Origin of the sequence: Virgibacillus alimentarius (assembly GCF_017874635.1) — a bacterium.
GTDB lineage: Bacteria > Bacillota > Bacilli > Bacillales > Amphibacillaceae > Virgibacillus_B > Virgibacillus_B alimentarius.
In genome coordinates this window covers 1-26362 of sequence record NZ_JAGIKX010000035.1, presented here as the reverse complement: position 1 = coordinate 26362, position 26362 = coordinate 1, and the positions used below count along the sequence as shown (strand labels likewise).

Genomic DNA, 26362 nt, shown 5'->3' with positions numbered 1-26362 from the left:
TTCTTTTGTTGGCCATTTTTGATTCTCCTCCGACTTTTCTTGAACCAAGTTTATATGACCTTAACGAATCTGTCTAATTAAGTGTAGCCTATCCAGATACTCCACATACTAGCTTGTACAGATTATACAGAAAAGGAGGTGGAAGTTGGATGAAAAGAAGAATGAGATCAAGTAAAACAACAGATTCTATTTTCCCTCTAAAAGTCGATGAATTCGAGAAGATCTTACGGCGGAAATTTGAAAACAATCCCGATTTATTGCTATCTAAATATGAGCATAAGGGGAATAAGATGATTGTGTTTTCTATTCCCTATTTGGTTGCAGAGGAAAAAGCGGAAGATTTTATATTAAAACCCCTATTAAATAAGGACATTGAATGGACAAATGAAAATATTTTAAATGAGATCCCACTCGGAGAGAGCAAGACTTTTCAATCTTTAGAAAAAATACTAGATAACTTGCTGCTTGGTGGCGTCTTTATTTACATAGAGGGAGAAAATGAAGTAATTTCTTACTTACTTCTGAATAAAGAAAAGAGGAATCTTGAAAAAGCAGAAACAGAATCGCTTGTACTTGGCCCAAAACTCGCTTTTACTGAATCGCTTTTTACAAACTTAAATATTGTACGTTTTAGAATCAGGTCTACCGATTTGGTGCTGAAAAAAATAACGATCGGTAAAACCATTCCACGCGAAGTTCGTTTAATTTATATGAAATCAATCGCGAATGAAGAAGATGTTAATACCATGCGCCAAAGACTCCTAGATTTAGATGTAGATGAAATCGAGGATAGTGTCATTTTAAAACAATATCTAGAAGACTCATCAACAAATTTATTCCCGCAATTCGAATCAACGGAATTGCCGGATCGTCTTACATATGGAGTAACAAAAGGAAAAATTGGTGTACTAGTTGAGAATAGTCCCATGGCAATTGTAGCGCCTGCTAATTTATTCAGTTTCCTCGAATCAACAGAGGATTTATATATGCGTTGGCATGAGGGGACTTTTTTACGATTATTGCGCATTGTAGCTTTGTTCTTTTCCTTTATAATAACACCTCTCTATGTAGCTGTGGCAACATATCAATTTGGATTAATTCCAACCCAATTGCTCATTTCTTTAGGAGAGTCAAGGGCCCAGGTTCCTTTTCCCCCGCTACTTGAAGCTTTAATTCTCGAATTTTTGATGGAATTATTAAGGGAAGCGGGTGCGAGACTTCCAACAAAAGTTGGACAAACAATGGGGATTGTAGGAGGAATAGTTATTGGTCAAGCAGCAGTCGAAGCTGGAATAACCAGTAATATTTTAATTATTGTTGTCGCAATGAGTGCGCTTGCATCGTTTACTTCACCAAGTTATTTTATTGGAACAACAGTACGTGTGATTCGTTTCCCTCTAATTCTCCTGGCGGGACTTTTTGGGATTCTTGGGATTATTTTTGGTTTGAGTTTTTTAACCATCCATTTAATTCGGCTCACATCACTTGGGCGACCCTATCTTTTACCCTTATATCCGCTACATGTAAGAGATTTTAACAAAGTATTTTACCGCACACCAATTAGCTATAAAAATAAGCTTGCAAAGGCCTATCAGCCTAAAAGACTTATTCGTTTTCCTAGGGAAGAAGCCGCTAAAAAACAAGATATTGATGAGTAGGTGATAGGGTGAATATTAATGTCAATGTAAAGCCTCAACAGAAAATACGAGCTTTTTATTTATTTTTTATTATTTATGAATTACAAATAGGAGTTGGGGTTCTTGGAATTTCTAATTATATTTATCAAGATGCAAAGCAGGACGCATGGATATCTATATTGATAAGCTTCATTTTAATGCTGATTGTAACATCATGCATGATCATGATTTTAAGACAGTATGATAATGCGGATATTTTGGGTATACAAATAGATGTGTTTGGTGCTTGGGTTGGAAAATTTCTTGGAACCGTTTATGTGATTTATTTTGGAGCCAGTCTAATTTCCATTATGTTAACCTATATCGAAGTTATTCAAGTTTTTCTATATCCTACAATACCTTCTTATGTAGTTGGTTTACTGTTACTCTTTTTAACAATATACACCGTCTTAGGCGGTTTTAGAGCGGTTGTAGGAATAGCTTTTATATTTTTATTTTTAACTCAATGGCTATTATTATTATTATATGATCCGATCTCAAAAATTGAATGGAATCACTATCTACCATTATTTGAAGCTTCTCTTCCTGAATTAATAAGGGGAGCAAAAACTACGACATACACACTTTCTGGCTTTGAAATTCTATTTTTTATATATCCATTTGTTGACAATAAAGAAAAGATAAAGATGCCAGTTTTTTTAGCACTTTTCTATACAACACTCGTTTTGCTCGTAAGTACAATTACAGTAATTGGCTATTTTAATCCATTGAGTTTAGAAGACATCACATGGTCCTTATTAACGCTATTTAAAAACGTTTCTTTTTCTTTTATCGAACGTCTTGACTATATCGTAGTTGCTGAATGGATGATGGTTGTGGTTCCTAACGTTGCTCTCTTAATGTGGGGGATTACTTATAGTGTGAAACGATTGTATAAAATTCGGCAAAAAACCACATTGTATACATCATCCATCATCACATTAATCGTTGTTATTCTTATTAAACATGATATATATATCCAAAAATTGACCGATATTGTGTCACAATTAGGCTTTTGGCTTATATTTATTTATCCGCTTGTATTACTGCCAATTGTTCTCATGAAAAAGATGGCAAAAAAAGGAAGTGTAAAATAATGAAAAAACATCTTGTTTTTCTGTTCCTTTTTATGGTCATTCTTAGTAGTTGTATCCCTACCCGTGAAATCGAAAAACTTGGCATTATAAACACACGAGGCGTGGATAAGCTGGGTGACAATCAAATTAAGTCCACTTTAATGATTTTCCGCTTTTCTGCTCAGGCAAATGAATATACTGCTATCGTCTCAGGTAAAGGAAACACAATTAAGGGAGCTACTGAAAATGCAAATTTAGAAACCGATTTTCGCCTAACCCCGGTCAAAATTCAATTAGAAGTTTACGGAAACGAAACTGCCAAAAAAGGGATATTGCCTTTTATAGACACATTATACCGCGATGCTGCTTTACCTGATTCCGTATATTTATCCATTACGAATAAATCAGCTAACGAATTACTCATGAGTGGGACGGAAAATTCAAATATGAATATAGGTCAATATTTACATGGACTTATTGAAGAGAATTCAGACGATCATCAATTTCCCAGAGTGGATTTACACGAATTTTTAAGAACCTTTTATAACGTAGGGAAGGATCCTATCTTGCCTTTATTTGACGCCACTGAGGGGGTTCCAAAAATCACGTCCATTGCAATCATGCAAGATGACAGGTATATTGGAAACATTCCTGCTGATAATAAAATATTTTTTAATTTACTTTTAAATAATGTCGAAGATCAAAAATTAGAATTAACACTTCCTATCGAACCATTTAAAAGCTATTTAGATAAAGAGGAAAATATAAAGATTGATAAGGATACCGTTAATACGGCATTTAATATCATTAAAGGATCTAGCAAAACAACCTTAATCGATCGTGAAAATGGAACCTTTCAAACCGATATAAAACTAAATTTAGAACTACTAGAGACGACCGAACAAATTAGAATAAAAAATATGAAAATAACCCGTTTATTTGAAAAAGAGGTTGAAAAAGCAATAAAAACTCGCTATAAAAAAATATTGAACCAACTACAAGAATATAATGCAGATTCGTTTGGATATGGAGCGATATACCGCACTAAAACAGCTAATGGTGAATTAGAACGGTCAGAATGGAGAAAGAAGTTTCCTGAAATTAACGTAAAATTTAATGTAGATGCTAATATTAACAGACATGGTTCAGTAGACTAATGGAAGGACTTTCTTGTTCCGCAGCAAAACCCAGTTGAAGCGCAATTCAACTGGGTTTTGCTTATTTATTCATAATCTCGTCTGGATGCGAACCAATGCGAAACCCTTCATCCATTCCGTCTATTTGTTTCATATCTTCAGGGCTTAACTCAAAATCAAACACAGCCATATTTTCTGCTTGTCTTTTTGCTTTCGTTGATTTTGGTATAACAATAAAGTCATGCTGGATATGCCATCTAATCATAATTTGAGCAACTGTTTTATCATATTTTTTGGCAAGCTTTTCTAATATAACGTCATCCAAATACCTAGCACGTCCCAGCGGTGACCAAGACTCAACAGCTATATCATTCTCCCTGCAAAATTCTACGGTTTGCTTTTGTATTAATTTAGGGTGTAGTTCTATTTGATTAACAACCGGTTTTATTTTTGCATCAGTCAACAACGTTTGTAGATGATGATCAAGAAAATTGCTGACACCAATTGCTTTCACTCGGCCATCCTTATATAATTTTTCAAGTGCTTTCCACGTTTCAGGAAAAATTTCCGGAATGGGCCAATGGATTAAATATAAATCCACGTAATCCATATTTAATTTTTCCATACTTTTTTCAAACGCCTGAAGTGTACGGTCATAGCCATGATCATCATTCCATACTTTAGTTGTGATGAATAACTTTTCTCTTGGAATACCGGAATCTTTAATAGCTTTTCCTACACCATTCTCATTTTCATAGTAGCTTGCTGTATCAATATGACGGTACCCCGCTTTTAAAGCAGAAGAGACTGTTTGGTATACATCTTCAGGCGGAACTTTGTATACACCTAAACCGAGCTGGGGAACTGAAACGCCATTATATAATGTTTTTAGTGGTATGTTTGTCATCATCATTTCCTCCTCCATATCATGCTTACCTTCATTTTAAAATAGATGATTAGAAAATGATACTATCGTGACTTTTCAAAATGTTTTTTGTTGTTGAAGATGGATCCTTACAAATATGAATTTTCTATGAAAGTTATAAATAAATATTGCTTCTTTTACATAAGATTGATATTGTACAATAATTCAGATCATGAACTATTCATTTAGTGAACTATAATCCGGGGATGTTTATATGCAATTGGAAGAACTCGTTGAACGGTACCAAACAGCCATGAACACGGTTTATCGAAGTGTGAATAATATTCTGAAGGAAAAAGTCCATTCAGATATTACAACAGATCAATTCTCTATCTTGCAATATATTCATAATCATGAACAATGCACAAGCACAGATATTGCACAAGCCTTTGGAGTCGGGAAAAGTGCTGTCACTGCGCTAATTAATCGATTATTTGATAAAGGTCTCATCGAACGAAAACGGGATCAAAAAGATCGAAGAAATGTTTATTTAAATGTAAACAAAAAAGGGATAGATCTTGTGAAATACACGGAGCGTGCCCTTTATTCCGACATTGGCCTATATTTAGAACACTTTGATAAACATGAAATTCAATCATTTATAGAATCCTTAGAAAAACTGGCAAACTTAATGAGTAATTAGAGAGGGATATAAAATGAAACAAATTATTCGATTTCGGTGGCTTATTGCTGCGCTGTGGATCGTGGTTACTGCTGCGCTATTTATTTTATCACCAAATTTACAGGACTTGGTTGCAAAAAAAGGACAAATTACCGTCCCTGATGGCTATCCCTCAGTGGAAGCACAGGAACTGCTCAACAAAGATGTCTGATGACGATAATGAGAATACGACAAGTGCCGTCCTTGTTTTCCATGATGATGATGGCATAAACAAAAAGGGAAAAGAAGACGTAAAAGAAGCAATTGATCAGCTCGAAAAAAATAAGAAAAAACTCGGACTAAAGGAAATATTAGCATTTACTGAAGATAAAGCTATTGAAGAACAAACAGTATCTGAAGATGGAACGACGATTTTAGTTCCCTTAGAAGTATCCATAGAAAATCAAGAAGTGGTAGAATCTCGTGATAAAATATATGAAACAGTTGAAAATACCAAAGTTGATCATTATTTAACTGGTGAAGAATACATTAACCAGGATATTACGAAAAACTCGGAAGAAGGCTTAAAGCGCACGGAAGTAATTACGGTTGCGTTAATTATCATTATTTTATTTGTCGTTTTTAAATCTATTATCGCACCACTTATCCCATTACTGACTGTAGGAATCAGTTACTTGGCAGCTCAAGGTATTGTTTCTATTTTAGCGGATACCGTCAATTTTCCATTATCTACTTTCACACAAATTTTTATGGTTGCAGTAATGTTTGGTATAGGAACGGATTATTGTATTTTGCTAATTAGTCGATTTAAAGAAGAAATGGATCGTCACGACTCCATTCAGGAAGCTGTTATAACGACTTATAAATCAGGCGGAAAAACGGTTTTCTATGCTGGTTTAGCAGTATTAGTCGGATTTTCAACCATCGGATTGTCTACATTTTCACTTTATCAATCTGCAGTCGCTGTCGCTATTGGTGTCGCAGTTGTATTAATTGCATTAACAACACTCGTCCCATTTTTCTTAGTCTTACTTGGGAAAAAGCTCTTTTGGCCATTTGATAAAAATGTTGCTCATAAGGAAAGTGGTATTTGGGGAACGGCAGGCACATTTGCATGGGCTCGCCCTGTAATTGCCTTACTTATCGTAGCCGTTATAACGGTCCCTGCACTGCTTACCTTTCATGGCGATAAATCGTATGATTCCTTAGCTGAAATTGGGGATGATTATGGATCTGTAAAAGCATTTAATTGGATTGCTGATAGTTTTGGTCCAGGCCAATCTATGCCAACCACTGTTGTTATGGAAACTGATAAAACGATTGATTCTACAAAGGAATACCAGGAAATTGAAACCATTTCTGAGGAAATTGCAAAAATGGATGGCGTTGGTCAGGTTCGTAGTGCAACAAGACCTGCTGGGGAAGTAATTGATGATTTTCTTGTCCAAAACCAAACAGAAATATTAGCTGATGGTATTAATGAAAGTACAAATGGATTAAAAGAAATTCAAAATGGTTTGCAAAAAGCGGCAGATGAACTAGAAGATGCACCATCTGAAATGAAAGATGCTAAAAATGGTGTCGATGAATTAATGCAAGGTACACAGGATGCAAAGAATGGAATTGGCGAACTTAGTGATGCCTTGAAAGAAATTCAAAACGGGATTCAGTCCGGTTCTAAAGGTGCTGAAGAAATAAAAACAAACTTGCAGACGATTAAAAACAACCTGGATGATACAATTGCCACTAACAAAAAATTGTTGGCAGGTTATAAAAAATTTACAGAAAATGTCAAAGGTGCCGGAGCTGAATTAGAAGATGATGATAATAAAAAACAGTTAGCTAGCATCGAGCAGCAAATTAAAGATATGAATACCGCCTTATTAGGAGCGAAAGAAAATATTGAGAAGATGTTTAAAACAGCACTAGAATCTAACCCTGAATTAGAAGGAAACCAAAACTTCCAGGAAGCATACGGTACTGCAAAAGGTCAAATTGAAGGTGTAATGGGTGGACTGGAAGAAGCTGAGAATCAGTTAAATAAAATTAAAAATTTATCAAAAAGTGCACAAGATTTATTTCAAAAACAAATTCTTTCTCCACTACAAGAATTAAACAATGGTTTTAGTGATACAATCGCGGGCCAAGAACAGCTTTCCAGCGGAATTGGAGAGCTGATAAGCGGTATTAAAGAACTGCAATCTGGTTTAAACCAAGCAGCAAATGGCCAAGGGAAAGTCGTAAATAATGTCTCTAGCTTGCAAGAAGGATTATCACAAATCTACGGTGGACAAAAAGAGCTAAAAACGGCTTTTGCAGATATGCAAAATCAAATTGGAGATTTAACAAGTGGTTTAAATGACGCAACGGATGGATTAGGAGAAATTCATGACGGTTTAACGGAAGTCGAACGTTATCTAGGAGATTTTGACGTTGATCCCAATAATCCGGCCGTCGTTATACCGAAAGAAGCTTTAAAAGATGACGCTTTTATGGAAGGAACAAAACCGTATATTTCAGATAACAAAAACATCGCGAAATTTGAGGTTGTCTTAACACATAGTCCTTATTCAACAGAAGCGATTCAAATGATGGACCAAATTCAGGATAAAATTAATGATGTTAAAAAGGATACAATATTTGCAAAAAGCGATCCTAAATTAGGAGGAATCAGCAGCACGAATAATGATTTACAAAATATCTCGGATGCTGATTATAATAGAACCGTATTCTTAATGGTTGGTGGCATTTTCATTATTTTAGTTGTTTTACTAAGATCATTCGTTATGCCATTATACTTAATCGGTTCCTTAATATTAACCTACTTCACATCGATGGCCTTCGCTGAGCTTATATTTGTAAATATCCTTGAACATGATGGCCTAACATGGGCTATTCCGTTCTTCTCCTTTGTTATGCTCATGGCGTTAGGAATAGACTACAGTATCTTTTTAATGGATCGATTTAATGAAAATAAAGGCGGAGATGTAAAAGAAGGGCTTTTGTCCGCAATGAAAAATATGGGTACAGTCATTATCTCTGCTGCAGTTATTTTAGGTGGTACATTTGGAGCAATGCTGCCATCTGGCGTTTTGTCTTTATTACAAATAGCCACCGTCGTATTAATAGGTCTATTTCTGTATGCCTTTGTCATCTTACCACTATTCGTGCCAGTCATGGTTCGTCTTTTTGGCAAAGTAAACTGGTGGCCATTTTTGAAGAATAAAGATAAAGGAATGAAATAAGGTCTATCACAAAAGAGTGTCCCCAAAAATGGTGGACACTCTTTTTTTGTTTACTCAGTCCTCCCATTTATTCATCACTCTGGAATTAGTCTATTTTAAAAAAACTGCCCTAAAAATGGACAGTCTTCTTCATATCTATTTACCTGTTTCTTTGATAATTTCGATAACTCGATCTCGAGCCTTCTCGCTTTTGTAATTTTTCATGGTATCGATCATTAATGAGGCATATTCTTTCAATTGAGTCAGTTCTTGCACGAGTTTTTCTTCTGTTAACAACTCTTCCTCAATAATTCGGGCGTATCTTTTCTCCGCAAACGATTTAGCGTTAACAATTTGATCCCCCCTACTCGCCTCTATCGATAATGGAATTAGAAGCATTGGTATTCGAAGTGACAAAAATTCAAAAATAGCATTTGCACCTGCACGAGATAATACAAAATCTGTGGCAGCAAAAATATCTTTTAATTCGTCATGTACATATTCAAATTGAATATATCCTTTCCGGTCAAAGGTAGCGTCTATTTTTCCTTCTCCGCAAATATGTACGATTTGAAAGAGTGACAATAACCTATCCAAACTTCCTCGCACTGTTTCGTTGATTTTTTGAGAACCACCGCTTCCTCCCATAATGAGCAGAACAGGTTTTTCCTTTGTGAAACCACACATTTTAAGTCCCTTTTCTTTTTTTCCTTCAAAAAGCTCTTCACGGATTACAGCCCCTACATACTCCGCCTTTTTCTCTGGAAGATAATTCATCGTCTCAGGAAATGTTGCTAATATTTTTTTTGAAAATGGAATAGCGATCTTATTAGCCAAACCTGGTGTATAATCGGACTCGTGGATCACTGCAGGAATCCCGCGCAGTCTTGCTGCAAGTACTACTGGAACAGACACAAACCCCCCTTTTGAAAAAATGATCGCTGGCTTGCGTTTGCCAATGATATGCCAAGCCTGCATCGTCCCTTTTAACACTTTAAAAGGGTCTTTTAAATTCTCCGCGGACATATAACGGCGTAATTTCCCAGTAGAAATTGGATAGTATGTGACACCATTAAGTTGTTCAATTAATTTACGTTCAATCCCATTGGCAGATCCAATATAGTCAATTTCCCATCCTTCTTTTTGGAAAACCGGGATTAGGGCTAAATTTACGATAACATGACCTGCGGTTCCGCCTCCGGTAAAGAGTATACGCTTATTTTTCATCTGTCTATGACACTTTCCTCTCATTCGTATATACTGATATAATGGTTTTCATCATCTCTTTTATCGTAATAGAAAACGAGATAAAAAGGAAGGATATTATGCAAGAAACAAATACACTAAAAGAAAAACTAAAGCTGTTTTCCATTATATTAATTCCTATTCTCATTACGCAAGTAAGTATGTATTTAATGAATTTTTTTGATACCGTTATGTCCGGGCGTGTTAGTGCGCAGGATTTAGCTGGTGTAGCGATAGGTTCCAGCCTCTGGGTCCCTGTTTTTACAGGAGTAAATGGTATTATGCTTGCCATTACACCAATTATTGGACAATTAATTGGTGCCAATAAAAACAAAGAAGTCCCTAAAAAAGTACAGCAAGGCATTTATTTAGCGATCACGATCGCAATCTTTATATTTTTAGCTGGTGCATTAGCACTCAAACCAATTTTAAACTTCATGGATCTAGAGGATAGTGTCCGACATATTGCAGCGTTTTATTTAATAACACTAATCACAGGAATTATACCATTATTTATATTTAATACATTGCGCTCTTTTATCGATGCCATGGGACAGACTCGTATTTCCATGATGATTATTTTAATTACTTTGCCACTAAATGTCCTGTTTAATTATATTTTTATTTTCGGGAAATTTGGGGTTCCTGCACTTGGAGGAATTGGATCCGGTGTAGCAACGTCTGTTACTTACTGGGTTAGTTGTATAATAGCTTTAGCCGTTATACATAAAATAAATCCATTTCGTCGCTTTCATGTATTTTCTAACTGGGTAAAACCTTCTTTAAAAGCTTGGCTTGAACAACTCAAAATTGGTATTCCAATTGGCTTAGCCATTTTTTTTGAAACAAGTATATTTTCGGCCGTAACATTATTTATGAGTGTATACAATACAAACACGATTGCCGCACACCAGGCTGCAATGAATTTCGCAACTCTACTCTATATGATACCTTTAAGTGTGGGGATGGCTCTAACGATTGCCATTGCATTTGAAATCGGTGCTAAACGCTATAAAGATGCGCGTACATATGGATACATTGGGATTAGCGGAGGTATTTTTATCGCTGTCTTTGCCGGCCTAATATTATATCTATTCAGTGGTTCTGTTGCTTCGCTCTATAATAGCAATCCAAATGTTATCGCGCTAACAAAACAATTTATTTACTTTGCTATTTTTTATCAGCTTGCTGATGCATTTGGTGCACCAATTCAAGGGGCCTTGCGCGGATACAAGGATGTAAATGTAACATTGATTGTTGCACTCGTCTCATACTGGGGAATCGGGCTTCCGACCGGATGGCTTCTTGCTAATTTTACAGCTTTGGAGCCATTTGGCTATTGGGTAGGTCTGATTACCGGATTAACCTGTGGAGCTGTCGCATTAATTATCCGTTTACTTTCGTTGCATAAAAAATATCGTACTAGATAAAAAACTCATCAACAGCTTGATGAGTTTTTTATCTCTATAAGAATATACCGACTACCGTTGCGGAAAGAATGGATGCGAGTGTAGCTCCAATAAGAAGCTTCATACCAAATTTAGAAACACTTACTGCTTTTTCACTATCAATTCCTTTTACTGTCCCAGCAATGATTCCAATTGATGAGAAATTGGCAAAGCTTGTTAAAAATACGGATACAATTCCTACTGTTTTTTCAGACATAGCATCTAACATCCCCTGAAATTCAAGCATTGCTACAAATTCATTTGTTACAATCTTGGTTCCCATAACAGAACCAGCTTGAATTAGTTCACCAGGTGAGATCCCCATTAAAAATCCAATTGGAGCAAGAATATAACCTAGAATCTCTTGCAGTGTTACTCCTGCAAAAATTAATTGAATGAACCAATTGACTAGTTCCAGCGAGGCAATGAATGCAATTAACATAGCTCCAACAATTAATGCTATTTTACCACCCTCCAAAGCTCCATTCCCCATCGCTTCAAAAATACTTTTGTCATTGGTAACATTTTTAACATCAACATGATCCTCTTCCTTTGGAACTTTAATTGGCGCAATAATAGACGCAACCATTAAAGCACTCAACATGTTCAGAGGCAATGCCATTAGAACGTAATTAGGTGGCAACATTTGCAAATAGGCACCTACAATTGATGCTGATACAGACCCCATTGCTGAAGCACTTACAATGTAAAGACGATTGTCATTTAAATGGTGGAACTGTGTTTTTATGGCAATCAATGCTTCAGATTGTCCAAAGAAAATACTATTTACACCATTAAATGATTCTACCTTGGGCAGACCAGTAATTTTTGAAATAATACTTCCGATAAATTTGATAATGGTAGGAAGAATTTTCAAATACGTAAGCACGGATAAAAGCGTCGCGAAAAAAATAATTAAGAGTAGTACATCAAAGAAGAAAACCCCTCCTTCTCCGACTTCAACACCACCTACTACAAAGTTGACTCCTTCTGTTCCAAACTCAATCAGTTTATTAAACCCTGCTGATATTCCGTTTATGATTGTTTGTCCAATTGTAGTAGAGAACATAAACCATGTTAATAAAAATTGGGCAGTTAACATCACAATAATGCCTTTATAATTAATATTCTTTTTATCATTAGACATTAAAAATGCAATACCAAAAACAACAATAATTGCTAATACCCCTAAGAATTTTGTCACACTGCTACCTCCCTATATCCCTATATTTTTTATACAATTTTCTGCAAATACTTACATTATTCAATGCACACAAGTGATTTTATCAGCTTGTCAGACGTCATGCAATACCATAGTACCGATATTTTTTCTCATACTTATTTAGCTATTCCCTGAACAGTTATATTTTAACAAAAACGACTTAGCCAAAATGTTTGCTAAGTCGTTTACATGATCTAATGAGCTGGGAAATAAATCATCTGTAATACAAAAATAATGCCGAACACGTACAGGATCCAGTGTACTTCTTTTCCTTTTCCAGTCACTAACTTTAGCAATGGATAGGTTATAAATCCGATTGCAATTCCTGTAGCTATACTTGATGTTAAAGGCATCGTAAGGATAATAGCAAAAGCAGGAAATGCCTCATCAAATGTTCTCCAATCAATGCGAGATAGTCCCTCCATCATGAAGCTTCCAACAATAATAAGTACTGGTGCCGTAATCGCAGGCACATTTGCAATTGCACTGATTATTGGTGTAAAGAAAATGGAAAGTGCAAATAAACCAGCAACTACGATAGAAGTTAACCCTGTTCTACCACCTGCTGCAACCCCTGAAGTTGATTCAACATAGGCGGAAGATGGACTTGTTCCAAACATTGATCCGACCGTTGTTGCAGTTGCATCTGCAAGCAAAGCAGTTTTAGCCCGTGGAAACTGGCCATTTTTCATAAATCCAGCCTGCTCCGCAACACCAACCATTGTTCCTGTTGTATCAAATATCGTCACTAATAAAAAGGCAAATACAACAGTATATAATCCATTTGTAAATACTCCTCCGATATCTAAATCAAAAAATACAGGGGCTGGCGGAGCAGATAGCAATCCTGTAAATTCTAATTGTCCTGTAAAAAATCCAATGATTCCAGTAGCGATCATTCCTAAAAATAAAGCACCCTTAACATTCCATGCCAATAATAGCAGTGTAATAAATAAACCTGCTATTGTTAATAACGTGGTAGGTTCATGCAGGTCTCCAAATCCGACCATATTGGCCTCATTTGGGATTACAATACCGGACATCCTTAAACCTAAAAAGGCAATGAATAAACCTAATCCTGACGTAATTCCGAACTTTAAAGAAGCAGGAATTGCACCAATTAATGTTTCTCTTAATGTGGTAAAACTTAATAAGATAAAAAGGACACCTGCTAAAAATACAGTTCCAAACACAACTTGATAAGATAAACCTTGTGTTGCAACCACACTTGCAAAATAAGCATTCATTCCCATACCAGGTGCAATCGCAATTGGGTAATTTGCAAACAAAGCCATAAATACAGTACCAACAACAGTTGAAATAATAGTAGCCATAAATACTTGATCAAATGGTACTCCTGCAGAAGAAAGTATAGTCGGATTCACTACTATAATATATACCATTGTAAGAAAAGTCGTTATCCCTGCAACCACCTCAGTTCGGATATTTGTGTTGTTTTGTTTGAATTTAAACATTTTATTCAAAATTGGCACCCATCTTTCCGAATAATTATAGTAACAAATACTATAATATTCGTTTTTATAAGTAATTGCAATGGATGTAAGATATTTTTAATAAATTTTAATACAAAATAGGAAGAGTAAATCTACAGTACGTTTAATATGAAATAAAAAATCCCTACACCGCAAACAGTGTAGAGATTTTTTTATATTTTATCCTTCTAATAACAGATCATATGGATCTTCAAGTAATTGCTTGATGCGTACAAGGAATTTTACTGCATCTTTACCATCAACAATACGATGGTCATAAGATAGTGCTAAATACATCATTGGACGGACTTCAATGGAATCATCCGGCATAACCATCGGACGCTTTTGAATATTGTGCATACCCAAAATAGCAACTTGAGGTGCATTTAAGATTGGTGTAGACAACATAGATCCAAAAGTTCCGCCATTTGTAATTGTAAATGTACCGCCTTGGAGGTCATTCAATCCTAATTTATTCTCACGTGCTTTTTCAGCTAGATTTCCGATTTCACGCTCTACTCCGGCAAAATCTAACTTATCTGCATCACGAACAACTGGAACAACTAAACCTTCCTCTGCAGATACTGCAATACCAATGTCATAGAATTTTTTCAAGACAAGCTCTTTCCCTTGGATTTCCGCATTTAAGTATGGAAATTCTTTCAAGGCTCCAATAGCAGCTTTTGTAAAGAATGACATAAAACCTAATTTTACACCATGCTTTTCAAGAAATTTCTCTTTTCTTTCACTGCGGAGTTTCATAACAGCAGTCAAATCTACTTCATTAAACGTTGTTAACATTGCTGATTCATGCTGTACTTCAACAAGACGATTAGCGATTGTTTGACGACGACGTGACATTTTTACACGTTCTACTGGTTTATCAAACTCAGTTTTTTCTTGTTGCTTAGGTGCTTCTTTTTTCGCTGATTTCTCAGCTTTTTTCTCCGATTCGCCTTTTGCAGCTGCTTCTACATCTTCAGGGCGAATACGGCCTAATGGATCATTTGCACGAATTGAACCTAAATCAATATTTAATTCACGCGCACGTTTTCTTGCTGCAGGTGATGCTACTACATCCTGTGTGTTATTACTAGTTTCTGTTGCAGGTTCTTCTTGCTTTTCTTCTTTTTTCGCTGGTGCTTCCTTTTGTTTCGTTTCTTCTTGCGGTTTTTCTTTTTCCTCTGAAGGAGCTTCTCCCGCCTCGGCATTTTCGTCTACTTTTCCGATGATGTCACCTACTTCAACATCATCGCCCTCTTCACTAAGGATCTCGGTTAAAACGCCTGCATGATCGGAATTCACTTCAACATTTACTTTATCTGTCTCCAACTCGACAACAGGGTCACCTTTTTCGACTTTATCGCCCTTTTTTACAAGCCACTGAGCGATGGTACCTTCTGTAATAGATTCAGCAAGTTCTGGAACTCTAATTTCTTTCACTGCTATGTCCTCCTTTAGACGGGTTAATTGCTTCTTGTACGATTGCATTTTGTTCGTATTTATGAACATTTGGTTCTCCAACTGCTGGTGATGAACGATCCGGACGACCTACATAACGTATAGACTGTCCTTCTTTTAATAAATCTCTTAAATAATCATCTACAAAATTCCAGCTCCCCATGTTCTTCGGCTCCTCTTGGACCCAAACAATTTCTTCTAAATTTGGCAGTTCTTTTAATTCTTTTTCTAGCTGTTTTTCAGGGAATGGATAGATTTGCTCTAGTCGTAAAGCACGTAACCATTCAAAGTTATTCTCAGAGTTTTCAATTGCCTCTTCAATGTCTACCATTATTTTACCACTGCCAATTAATAGGCGCTTTGCATTTTTCTTACTTACTTTTAAATTTGGTTGTTGTCTTAAAGGCTCAAATTTTCCATTTGTGAATTCTTCTGCAGCTGATGCAACACGGGCATTACGCAGTAGGCTTTTTGGAGTCATCAGGATGAGTGGTCTTGCTTCCTCACGTCCACGCATTGCAGCTTGTCTGCGAATTAAGTGGAAAAACTGAGCTGATGATGTAACATTTGCTACAATCCAGTTATTTTCTGCAGCCATTTGTAAGAAACGTTCAAGTCTTGCGCTTGAATGTTCTGGACCCTGACCTTCATAACCATGAGGCAAGAGCATTACCATATTTGATTTCTCTCCCCATTTAGCACGGGCTGAAGAAATAAACTGGTCAAAAATTACTTGGCCTGCATTCGCAAAATCCCCAAATTGCGCTTCCCAAATTACCAATGTGTTTGGTGAATGAACACTGTAACCATACTCATATCCAAGTACACCTGCTTCTGAAAGCGGGCTGTTGCGAATATCAAACGATGCCTTTACTTCGTCTAAACCATGCATAATGCAGTATGTGTCATCTTTTTCAACATCATGTAAAACAGCATGTCGATGTGCAAAAGTGCCTCGTTCAGAGTCTTGACCTGTCAAACGAATTGGTATTCCGTCTTGTAAAATAGAAGCATATGTTAAAGCTTCTCCTGCACCCCAATCTGCTTTATTGCCTTCTTCTAATACATTTTCTCTTCGTTTTAGAATTTTCTCAAGCTTTTTGAAACCAGTAAAGCCTTCTGGACGTTGTAACATTCCAGCATTCAGTGCTTTCAAGTCTTTTAATGGGACAGCAGTTTCAAACTGACTTAAACCATTAGTCAAAGCCTTAGGCATACTTTTTGCTTCTGCTTCACCCGTCTCATTTTCCTTCATATTATCATAGATTTCACGTAAGGTACTCTCTGTCTTATCCTTTAATTTAGGCAATTCATTTTCATCAATTATTTTATCCTCTTGCAACTTCTCAGCAAATACTTGTGAAACTGTAGGGTGTTTATCAATTTCTTTATATAACTTTGGTTGTGTTGTCCTTGGTTCATCCATCTCATTGTGTCCATAGCGACGGTATCCAACTAAATCAATCAGAAAGTCTTTATGGAATTTTTTACGATATTCATAAGCGATCGTTGCAGCAGAAATACAAGCTAATGGATCGTCTGCATTCACATGGATAATTGGAATCTCAAATCCTTTGGCTAGGTCACTCGCGTATCTGGTAGATCTGCCATCTTTTTGATTTGTTGTGTATCCAACAAGGTTATTGGCAATCAGATGTACGGTTCCTCCTGTTCGATATCCAGGCAGTCCACTTAAATTTAACGTTTCTGCTACGACACCTTCACCAATAAAAGCTGCATCTCCATGTATTAATACCCCAAATGCTTTGTTTAAATCTTGTTTTGGATATCCTTTTTCTGACCGGTCATCTTGTGCAGCACGAGTAAATCCTTGCACGACCGGATTAACAAACTCCAAATGCGAAGGATTATGTGCTAAGGTAATATGAGTTGTAGCCTCTTCGCTATCTTTTACTTTCGTACTAGCACCGAAATGGTATTTAACATCTCCAGTCCATCCATAATTAATTCCCATGGAACCTTCTGAAGGGATTAATTCCTTATTAGGAGAATGATGAAACTCAGAGAAAATTTTGTCATATGGTTTTCCTAGTACATGGGCTAAAACACTTAATCTTCCACGATGAGCCATTCCCATCATAATATTATCAATTTTATCAGAAGTCGCATGCTTTACAATCTGGTCAAGAATTGGAACCATTACTTCAAGACCCTCAATGGAAAAGCGCTTCTGACCGACAAAGGTTTTTTGTAAGAAACTTTCAAACCCTTCTACATGGGCAAGACGTTCCAATAATTGCTTTTTCCCTGCATCCGATACGTCCAAGTAAAGATTTTCAGATTCAATTCTTTCTAATAGCCATTTTCGCTCTTCATCATTATTAACATGATCATATTCAAAAGAAATTTTTCCGGTATAACGTTTCTTTAAATATTGGATTACATCGTAACCATTTTCAACATTAGCTGGTGCATTTTCCCACAGCCATGTGGCAGGGATATTTTGTAAACTTTCTTTCGTTAGACCGTAAGATTTCGGATCTACTAATTCTGTTTCACTTTTTTTTAAGCCTACAGGATAGATATCTGCATCTAAATGACCGAAACGACGAATAGCCTCAACAAATTTCATCGCTGAGGTTAATGTTTTGACATCATTTATAGAAGTTTCTCTATGCATTGATTGTCCATGATTTGATTGATGCAACCAAGTAGGAGCACCATATTGGTCAAACATTTCTTTAATAGAAGGATCAACAGATTCGGGATCCTCTTTGTACAAGTCATATTGTTCTTCTACATAACCCATGTTGGGACCATGAAATTCTCCCCAGAATCCTTGATTAGATTCTTCAAACTGCGCCACGTCTTATACCCCCATTAGAAGTTAGCATTCTCCGTTATTTTAACGGTTTTTTAATACCCATGGACTATTATAGTCCTGACGGATAACTTCATCAACTAATATACTCCATTTTCCGCCATGATACAACATGAAGATAGCGATTATGCGAATAATTATAAATGTGAATATTCACTCAATTGTATTTCCTTATCCCGCGCTTCACAATTTCAATCATTTTATGTATAATGGGTTACAATATTAAGTATGTACTTACGTATCTTTTCACTTCATGGATACATAGGTAAAGGAGGATCACATTCATGAAATTGGCATTATTAATGGGAGTTATCGTTGTATTTACTGCATCTTGCTTAACCTCTGCTTATGAGTCTAAACCGGGAATTCCTAAAAATAATCAGTAATATGAAAGACTGAGACGATAAAAACCGTTATGCGATGTATTGCATGACGGTTTTTATCGTCTTACGTTAAATGAGGGAAGTTTTGTTGACGTAGTGCTTCATATATAATAATTGCTGCAGTATTAGATAAATTTAATGAACGTACTTCGTCAGACATATGAATTCGTAAGCATTTCCCTTCTTTGCCTTCAATTATACTTTTGGGAATCCCATCCGTTTCTCTTCCGAAAACAAAAAAGATATCCTCTTCCACATTGCTATAATCAAAATCCGTATAATGCCCCGTTCCAAAATTTTCAATATAATAATACGTCCCATTTGGATACAGTGTATATAAGTCATAAATAGATGCATATTCTTCTATTTTCACTTTATTCCAATAATCGAGCCCAGCTCGACGCAACATTTTATCCTCCGTCGAAAATCCTAATGGATGAATTAAATGTAATGTTGTATCAGTAGCCAAACATGTTCTGGCTATATTCCCAGTGTTAGCCGGAATCTCTGGTTGATATAGTACAATGTGCAAACTCACTTTTCATTCTCCTTACCTAGATCGAGCACACTTTCTCTTACTTTTACTCGTATTTTCTTTTTAACTACATTAGTATATCATTTATTCACTAATTCGAAAAAATTTATATTTGATATTTGGTGTCCATGCAGTGGAATCCTCATAGGACCAGTAACGATTCCGGCTATTTTCCGTATGTGCATTAACTAAAGGCATTCCTTCCTGGTCTTTTGCAACAACAAATGTCGTATGATCCCACCTTCCGTCCCCTTGAAAATCGTAGCAAATGATATCTCCCGGGTTTAAATCTTCTGCTTTCTCTACTTCTTTGCCTTGTAGTCCTTGTGTCGAGCCACTTAAATACCATCGCATAGAATGAGAAACGGACCAGCTATAACTCCAATTATTATTTTTATACCACCATCCTTGCTCTCTAACTGGGGCCCCCCTCATTGGTGCTCCGCCGGCAAACAAACATTGAGAAACATAATTCGTGCAATCGACAGCGAACTTTTTATAAGCAGGATTGTAGCTATTCCACCAACGCTCTGCATACTTGACAGCCGCAAGCCGATCGTAAGAAAAGCGTTCATTTTTTCTGTTTCTAATCATTTGTGGTGTTATTGTTGGTATATCATAATCTGAATTGCTGATAGGGTATAACTCCGTATGATTGATAATATTTCCATCTACTAATTGAAACTGGTACGGTGTAACTTTTTCTTCTATAATGAATTGTCCATGTTGCTTAATTAAAAAGGATAGGTATAGCAGGTATTTGTATATCGTATTATTAGCATAAGTAAATGTTTCAAACATACGACCTTCTCCTTGAATACGGACAATTTCAGCATTTCGTTTACGATGTAAAGCTTTTTTTCTCTGCCACCAACTTTCTTCATTTCTAGTATTTTCAAAAAAATCAAGCCATACTTTTTTTAGTTTATCCATAAAAATCCCCTCCATAACTAATATATGGAGGGAAGGCTTGCTCAAGATGCATTATTTTTTTCAAATGTTAGTAGATATTCTTTTTTATCGAGTCCACCATTATACCCAACCATTTTTCCTGATGATCCGATTACGCGATGGCATGGAACAACAATAGAAAGTGGATTTTTATTGACAGCTCCGCCCACTGCCCGGACAGCTTTTGGGTTTTGAATCTTAATTGCAATATCTTTGTAGGTTGTCGTCTTTCCGTATGGAATACCATCATATAGTACCTGCCAAACTTGTTTTTGAAAAGGAGTACCATGAAACGTAAAAGGGAATGAAAAAGCTTTACTTTCACCATTAAAATAATCATCAAAATCTCTTTTAACAGGTGCAGCCTTATCAGGCGATTTAATGAAAACAGGTTCGGTAAAATACCGCTCTGTCCATTTTTTCAATCGTTGTTCCATAATTTCCATTGTTCCATAATCAATTCGCACAATGTCATCACCATGGAAGACTACTAATAAGGCTCCAATGGGTGAATCAATTTCATCATAGTATAAATTGCTCATTACTACCCCTCTTTTTCATGAAGCTTTTTGAATTGGAGTCCTTTTTCCATTTCAAATAAAACTTGTTCATTTTCTTCTTCATTCATCGCTTCCTGTATTGCATCAAACGCTTTTTCTGTTCCTATTTTACCGAGTGACCATGCAGCGGTTCCTCGAATAACTGGACGGGGATCTTGACGCATAACAGGAATGAGTTCATCAACTGCAGTTTTATCTTTAAAGTGACCTAGTGCAATTAACGCATTTCTTTGCAGTGGTTTTTTCCCGCGCCATGAACCGGAAATATGTCCGAAAGTCTCCTTAAATACACGATTAGATATCCGAAGCATTGGCTTTAATTTTGGTTTTGCAATCTCCGGTTCCGGTTCCAGTTCCGGGTGCAGATGGAAGTCGACCTGTTTATTCCACGGACAAACCATTTGGCACGTATCACATCCATAGACCCGATTACCAATTTTATCCCGGAATTCATCTGGGAGAAAGTCTTTTGTTTGTGTTAAAAATGCAATACACCGCTGGGCATTCAATTGACCGCCTTGCACTAGTGCACCTGTTGGGCAAGCGTCCATGCATTTTGTACATTCACCACAACCTTCCTCTATAGGGGAATCAGGTTTAAACGGTATGTTTGTAATTAGTTCACCCAGATATACAAAAGAGCCAAATTCAGGAGTAATAATTGACGTATTTTTTCCGCTAAATCCGATTCCAGCCCGCTCAGCCACTGCTCGATCAGAAAGTTCTCCAGTATCTACCATTAGTTTACTTTGCAAATCAGGTGTTTGCTGTTTTAAAAATGCTGCGAGTTTCGATATTTTTTTACGCAGTACATCGTGATAATCGGTCCCCCACGATGCACGGCAAAAAATGCCTCTTCTAGATTCCTTTGTACTTTTTGGTGCGTCTTTCATTCGGGAAGGGTAGGCAATAGCTATAGATATAATGGATTTTGCTTCAGGCAAGAGGCGATTTGGTTCCGTTCTTTCTTCTAATGTTCCTTTTTCAAATCCCGACTGATACCCAAGGGATTGTTGTTGTTTCAGCCGTTCTTTTAATTCACCAAAAACATCTGCGGAGGCAAAACCAATTTTATCAATACCTATTTCTTTACTATAATCGATCACGCTTTGTTTTAGTGTATCTACATTCACATTACCACCTCCCGAGCTTTTTTACTTCTGCATTACTTTTGCTGTTCGGATACGATTTAATACAGCTGCAACTTCATAACGACGTGGTCTGGCAATGTCACCAGGATGCTGATTTTTAAAGGGTGTAAAGGATGCTAGTCCTTGTTTATTCATTTGACCTTCAATTGTATCTAATAACTCATATAGCGTTTTTTGCCCAAGTCCATTTGTTCTGTCTAAAAATTGGATTATTTCCGCGATCATACGTGTTTGCGACTGATCAACCAATTGTTCTGTCTGTTCAAAGGTAATTTCAGTTCTTCCCATTAAAATTTTATTCAGACCTTTCGCATCTGTTTTTGAGCGTTTTCCTTTATTTGTCTGCAGTGTTAAAGGACTAAATTGCCGATGGTTGATTTCGCCAAAATTCATCTGATTTTGCTCTTCTCGCTCTAATGGATATTTTACCATGATTTCTTTTGCTTCGCTTGTTACATTAAATGGTACATAGGCATCCATCATAATTACTGAATCAGCAACAGAAAAATAGTCTCCTGATCCTCCCATTACAAGTATCGTTGAAACATCAAACTGATCATATAATTGCTTGATCTTATCAATAAAGGGGGAAATTGGCTCCTTTTCTTTTTTTACAAGCTGTTGCATTCGATGATCCCTAATCATGAAGTTTGTCGCACTCGTATCCTCATCAATTAGTAATGTGGTTGCCCCAGCTTCTAATGCTTCCATTACGTTAGCCGCCTGAGATGTACTGCCACTTGCATTATCTGTGGAGAAGAAATGTGTATCCTGTTTGTGCGGTAAATTTCCAATAAATGGCGAAATATTAACTCCCGTAATTCTCCTGCCATCTTCTGCACGAATCTTAACTGCATCGCGATCTGTCAGAACATACTCACGCCCATCTCCTTTGGCGTGCACATAGACACCACGTTCGATTGCTTCTAAGATCGTACTCTTCCCGTGATAACCTCCACCTACAATCAAGGTAATCCCTTTTTGAATCGCCATCCCTTTAATTGGCTCAGTACGGTGTGGAATCGAAATCGACACTTCGTTTTCCTGTGGGCTTTGAAAGGGGACAGCATCTTTTAGTGGACGGTTGCTAATGCCACTTTCGCGTGGGAGTATTGATCCATTAGCAATAAAGGCAATCCAGTTATTCTTTTGCATCTCAGCTTTAATAACTTCCTGTTGATCAGCAATTTGTACTGCTTCAATAATCGCTTCATCTTTAATTGAAAAAATTGATTTATTCATAAGTGACGGGATTACTTGAGTGAATAATTTTTCTGCTTCTTTCCCATTAATCCTGCGTCCGTTTGCAGGGAGTCCGACAGAAATGCATACCGTGATTTCTTTTTCATTAATTTGTACAGCACTTCTCTCAAGTACTTCCGCATCTGGCGTATCAAAGAGAATTATACCACTTTTTCCAGATCCTTTAATACGGATAGCATTATCATGAACTGCTTTTCCAATAGCTCTTGCTATTGCATCTTCCGTTGCTATTTTTCGATGATAGCAATCTATCCAATCGGTATTGATATTTCTTTTATGACTTGGAATGGTGACCCGGATTTTGGATGGAGACGCAAACGGATCCCCTTGAACATAATCAATATGTAACCCGAAATCACTAAAAGCATAATAGCCTTGCAAACTTTTGTATCCTTTATATCCCTTTCCATCTAGTTGTCTGCATTGTTGTAATAATTTTTTCATATTATTAAATCCCTCTATTTTAATAGTTTCTTTTTCAAGGGTACTATTAATAAAGTACTTCCTTCAAGTAAAGTGGAAATTTAATATTAGATTCTCTTTTGTAGTAAAAGGAAAAAACGCAATGCCTCGTATATTTAAAATACAAAACACTGCGTTGGTAATATGTATGGAGCGGGTGATGGGAATCGAACCCACATCATCAGCTTGGAAGGCTGAGGTTTTACCACTAAACTACACCCGCATTTCTTTATAGAGAAAAGAACTTGACTTACGCATACTGCCCCTACATCTTTTGATGTATTTTCCATCTCTTTTTAAGTACATTTTTTATTATAACAACTCTCCTTATCCTAGTCAATATAAATTCAACATTTTCCTACAAATATTGTGATATTTTTAAAGTGGAAAATATTCCTTCTTTTCCTTTTTTGTGTAATTGTTTGTTCGTTATAGAATATGACACTAACATGAAGTATAATACAGTTTCATATACTTATATAATAACCTGATTGTTATCTTATTATTCCAGAAACATAGTTTTGAAGAGGAGGAAAAAGTATGGCAATTTATCCAATTATGATGTCACAGTCAAAATTTATCCATCGTGATAGTTTAAATTATCCTTATGAAGAACGCGGTTTACAATTCGGAGACGGTATTTATGAAGTTATCCGTATTTATAACGGAGAATATTACTTATTGAAGGAACACGTTGATCGTCTATTCCGTTCAGCAGAAGCAATTAAACTAATATTGCCCTTCACCAAAAAAAAGCTCATTAGCTTGCTACAAACATTGATAGAAAAAAATAAAATGACCGTTGACGGCAAAGTATATTTACAAATTACTCGAGGTTCATCTCCAAGGGAACACGAATTTCCAGTTGAAACACCAGTAAATACGTATGCTTATACTCAGAACCTTCCTCGTAAACATCATTTACTTGAAAATGGGGTCAGCACAATAACACAACGCGATATCCGCTGGGAAAATTGCTATATTAAAAGTTTAAACCTATTGCCTAATGTTCTTGCCAAACAAGAAGCTAAAGAACAAGGCTGCTATGAAGCAATTTTACATAAAAATGGACTAATCACTGAGTGTAGTTCAGCTAATGTTTATTTAGTTAAGTCAAATAAGATTTATACTTTCCCTGCTACAAAAAGAATTCTACACGGATGTGTTAGAATGAGAGTCAAAAAATTCACAGCGGATTTAAATATTCCATTTATTGAAGAAGGATTTAATTTAGAAGACATCCCTGCAGCTGATGAATTATTCTTATCAAGTACAACATCTGAGATTATGCCGATTATTCAGGTGGATGGAAAGCAAATTGGAGATGGCAAACCTGGTAAAATATCCAAACAACTACAAGAAGCATATGAAAAAGATGCTAAACTTATTTCTTCTACAATAAATTAAAATAAAAGCAAGGCACCCATTAAATAACTACCGATAGGTGTCTTGCTTTTTCTAATTCTTTAGAAAGAGACGCTTTAATCCATATATCTATCTAAAAAAGATCTTAATTTTTCTACATATTTCTCCCTCTCAATTACAAATGCTTCACCATGTCCCGCTCCTTTTATGGTCATAATTTCTGCATTGCTTTTCGTATTTTCATATAATTCTTTAGCCATTTTAGTAGGGACGAATGTATCTGCCTCGCCATGAATATATAAAATAGGTACTTCTGCTTTTTTTACCTGATCTAAAGAAGAAGCCTCCGTAAGCGAATAACCTGCTCTCATTTTTGTAACGATACTTGTACTCGGTAAGATTGGAATAGCAGGTAAATGATACATGCGTTTCATTTGATAAGAAAACATATCGTATACACTCGTATAGGGACTATCAGCTACAATTGCTTTAACATTATCAGGAAGCTGCTCGCCACTGGTGTTTAATGCTGTCGCTGCCCCCATGGATACACCATGCATGACGATTTCAGTATCTGATCCAAGTTTTTCAATTAGCTTATCGATCCAACCTATAAAATCGAGTCGATCATGCCAGCCAAATCCTATATAATCTCCTTCACTCTCGCCGTGACCGCGTGAGTCTGCGAAAAATACATTATAACCAAGCGCTTTATAATAATATTCTCCGTAAATTCCCATATCTGAACCGCTGCCAAGGTATCCATGCGCTAGTACAACAGTCTTATTTGTTGGCTTTTCCGCCTCTAAAAAATACCCTTTTAATCGAAGACCGTCAAATGATGTTAATTCCATTTCCTCAAAATCCTGCTGGTCGACCCAATTACGCCAATCTCCTTCTAAAAAAGCATCCATTGCTTCAGCTGTTACTTCGAGATCGTCATTGCCTACTAGAAAGTCCTTTACATTTCGTTTTATAGCTAGATTATAAAAATAAACACTAGCTACAGTATTGATTATTAATAGAATAGCAATAATTCCAAGTGATATTTTCAACCATTTCTTTTTCTTCATCTTTGTCCCCCCTTAGGCAACAACATTATAATTCCATTATATAAAAAATTACCGATCTTTGCCGTTCCTTTAGCCACTTTTTTATTGGTACTTCTTTACAGCATCACAACGCTAATAAGTACAATTTTCATGAACTCCGGTTGATTTTCATGAACTCCGGTTGATTTTCATGAACTCCGGTTGATTTTCATGAACTCCGGTTGATTTTCATGAACTCCGGTTGATTTTCATGAACTCCGGTTGATTTTC

Annotated in this window: 20 protein-coding genes and 1 tRNA gene; 8 read left to right on the top strand and 13 right to left on the bottom strand. The window is 36.3% G+C overall.

The genetic code is table 11. From position 1 onward, the window contains the following. The first annotated feature begins 149 nt into the window (after nucleotides 1-149). The 3 genes from J2Z81_RS13555 to J2Z81_RS13545 are packed head-to-tail and all read left to right on the top strand — an operon-like array spanning nucleotide 150 to nucleotide 3909. Complete coding sequence (locus tag J2Z81_RS13555) at nucleotides 150-1658, top strand: spore germination protein (protein ID WP_226371578.1); 1509 nt, start codon at nucleotides 150-152, stop codon at nucleotides 1656-1658. Nucleotides 1659-1666: 8 nt separating this feature from the next. Beyond that, a complete protein-coding gene (locus J2Z81_RS13550; RefSeq protein WP_226371577.1) occupies nucleotides 1667-2773 on the top strand; it encodes a GerAB/ArcD/ProY family transporter in 1107 nt (368 codons plus the stop codon). Beyond that, on the top strand, nucleotides 2773-3909 hold the full coding sequence (locus J2Z81_RS13545) for a Ger(x)C family spore germination protein (protein ID WP_226371576.1): 1137 nt from the start codon (nucleotides 2773-2775) through the stop codon (nucleotides 3907-3909). Before J2Z81_RS13550 ends, J2Z81_RS13545 begins: the two co-directional genes overlap by 1 nt. 61 nt (nucleotides 3910-3970) lie before the next feature. Here J2Z81_RS13545 and J2Z81_RS13540 read toward each other — a convergent pair whose 3' ends face one another. Next, nucleotides 3971-4801 (bottom strand): aldo/keto reductase, encoded by an 831-nt coding sequence (locus J2Z81_RS13540; RefSeq protein WP_390337322.1) that lies wholly within the window; start codon nucleotides 4799-4801, stop codon nucleotides 3971-3973. A gap of 226 nt (nucleotides 4802-5027) precedes the next feature. Here J2Z81_RS13540 and J2Z81_RS13535 point away from each other — a divergent pair, with 226 nt between their 5' ends. The 3 genes from J2Z81_RS13535 to J2Z81_RS13530 are packed head-to-tail and all read left to right on the top strand — an operon-like array spanning nucleotide 5028 to nucleotide 8680. Then, entirely contained in the window at nucleotides 5028-5456 is a 429-nt protein-coding gene (locus tag J2Z81_RS13535; protein ID WP_029269658.1) for a MarR family winged helix-turn-helix transcriptional regulator, read from the top strand. Nucleotides 5457-5469: 13 nt separating this feature from the next. Further along, nucleotides 5470-5646, top strand: a complete 177-nt coding sequence (locus tag J2Z81_RS15905; protein ID WP_226981376.1) for a hypothetical protein — start codon at nucleotides 5470-5472, stop codon at nucleotides 5644-5646. Beyond that, nucleotides 5639-8680: an efflux RND transporter permease subunit gene (locus tag J2Z81_RS13530; protein ID WP_226981375.1), complete on the top strand. Its 3042-nt coding sequence runs from the start codon at nucleotides 5639-5641 to the stop codon at nucleotides 8678-8680. Before J2Z81_RS15905 ends, J2Z81_RS13530 begins: the two co-directional genes overlap by 8 nt. 135 nt (nucleotides 8681-8815) lie before the next feature. On the opposite strand, the gene J2Z81_RS13525 is transcribed toward J2Z81_RS13530, so the two are convergent. Next, nucleotides 8816-9886, bottom strand: a complete 1071-nt coding sequence (locus tag J2Z81_RS13525) for an undecaprenyldiphospho-muramoylpentapeptide beta-N-acetylglucosaminyltransferase (RefSeq protein WP_226371574.1) — start codon at nucleotides 9884-9886, stop codon at nucleotides 8816-8818. Nucleotides 9887-9984: 98 nt separating this feature from the next. Between J2Z81_RS13525 and J2Z81_RS13520 the strand changes: the two genes are divergently transcribed. Further along, a complete protein-coding gene (locus tag J2Z81_RS13520) occupies nucleotides 9985-11334 on the top strand; it encodes an MATE family efflux transporter (protein ID WP_029269662.1) in 1350 nt (449 codons plus the stop codon). A gap of 34 nt (nucleotides 11335-11368) precedes the next feature. On the opposite strand, the gene J2Z81_RS13515 is transcribed toward J2Z81_RS13520, so the two are convergent. The 10 genes from J2Z81_RS13515 to J2Z81_RS13470 all read right to left on the bottom strand — a co-directional run bounded on the left by J2Z81_RS13515 (nucleotide 11369) and on the right by J2Z81_RS13470 (nucleotide 23898). Beyond that, the gene (locus tag J2Z81_RS13515) at nucleotides 11369-12556 is read right to left on the bottom strand and encodes a NupC/NupG family nucleoside CNT transporter (protein ID WP_226371573.1); all 1188 of its coding nucleotides are present in this window, start codon (nucleotides 12554-12556) and stop codon (nucleotides 11369-11371) included. A 212-nt stretch (nucleotides 12557-12768) separates the two neighbouring features. Continuing rightward, on the bottom strand, nucleotides 12769-14049 hold the full coding sequence (locus J2Z81_RS13510; RefSeq protein ID WP_084179243.1) for an NCS2 family permease: 1281 nt from the start codon (nucleotides 14047-14049) through the stop codon (nucleotides 12769-12771). Between the two features lie 198 nt (nucleotides 14050-14247). Next, the gene (odhB, locus tag J2Z81_RS13505; RefSeq protein ID WP_226371572.1) at nucleotides 14248-15510 is read right to left on the bottom strand and encodes a 2-oxoglutarate dehydrogenase complex dihydrolipoyllysine-residue succinyltransferase; all 1263 of its coding nucleotides are present in this window, start codon (nucleotides 15508-15510) and stop codon (nucleotides 14248-14250) included. Further along, nucleotides 15497-18355 (bottom strand): 2-oxoglutarate dehydrogenase E1 component, encoded by a 2859-nt coding sequence (locus tag J2Z81_RS13500; RefSeq protein ID WP_226371571.1) that lies wholly within the window; start codon nucleotides 18353-18355, stop codon nucleotides 15497-15499. Before J2Z81_RS13500 ends, odhB begins: the two co-directional genes overlap by 14 nt. Before the next feature lie 462 nt (nucleotides 18356-18817). Continuing rightward, nucleotides 18818-19291 carry a tRNA (uridine(34)/cytosine(34)/5-carboxymethylaminomethyluridine(34)-2'-O)-methyltransferase TrmL gene (trmL, locus tag J2Z81_RS13495; protein ID WP_029269670.1) on the bottom strand — a complete coding sequence of 158 codons (474 nt, stop codon included), beginning with the start codon at nucleotides 19289-19291 and terminating at the stop codon, nucleotides 18818-18820. Nucleotides 19292-19372: 81 nt separating this feature from the next. Continuing rightward, nucleotides 19373-20221 (bottom strand): amidase domain-containing protein, encoded by an 849-nt coding sequence (locus J2Z81_RS13490; protein ID WP_029269671.1) that lies wholly within the window; start codon nucleotides 20219-20221, stop codon nucleotides 19373-19375. A 41-nt stretch (nucleotides 20222-20262) separates the two neighbouring features. Then, on the bottom strand, nucleotides 20263-20781 hold the full coding sequence (locus J2Z81_RS13485) for a methylated-DNA--[protein]-cysteine S-methyltransferase (protein ID WP_226371570.1): 519 nt from the start codon (nucleotides 20779-20781) through the stop codon (nucleotides 20263-20265). A 2-nt stretch (nucleotides 20782-20783) separates the two neighbouring features. Further along, the gene (queG, locus tag J2Z81_RS13480; RefSeq protein WP_226371569.1) at nucleotides 20784-21932 is read right to left on the bottom strand and encodes a tRNA epoxyqueuosine(34) reductase QueG; all 1149 of its coding nucleotides are present in this window, start codon (nucleotides 21930-21932) and stop codon (nucleotides 20784-20786) included. 21 nt (nucleotides 21933-21953) lie between these two features. Then, entirely contained in the window at nucleotides 21954-23657 is a 1704-nt protein-coding gene (locus J2Z81_RS13475) for an ABC-ATPase domain-containing protein (RefSeq protein WP_029269678.1), read from the bottom strand. A gap of 167 nt (nucleotides 23658-23824) precedes the next feature. Beyond that, nucleotides 23825-23898: transfer RNA gene (locus J2Z81_RS13470), tRNA-Gly, on the bottom strand. Between the two features lie 317 nt (nucleotides 23899-24215). Here J2Z81_RS13470 and dat point away from each other — a divergent pair. Next, nucleotides 24216-25082, top strand: a complete 867-nt coding sequence (dat, locus tag J2Z81_RS13465; protein ID WP_226371568.1) for a D-amino-acid transaminase — start codon at nucleotides 24216-24218, stop codon at nucleotides 25080-25082. A 74-nt stretch (nucleotides 25083-25156) separates the two neighbouring features. Here dat and J2Z81_RS13460 read toward each other — a convergent pair whose 3' ends face one another. Continuing rightward, nucleotides 25157-26113, bottom strand: coding sequence for an alpha/beta hydrolase (locus J2Z81_RS13460; protein WP_029271363.1), 957 nt, complete (start codon nucleotides 26111-26113; stop codon nucleotides 25157-25159). Nucleotides 26114-26362: the final 249 nt, after the last annotated feature.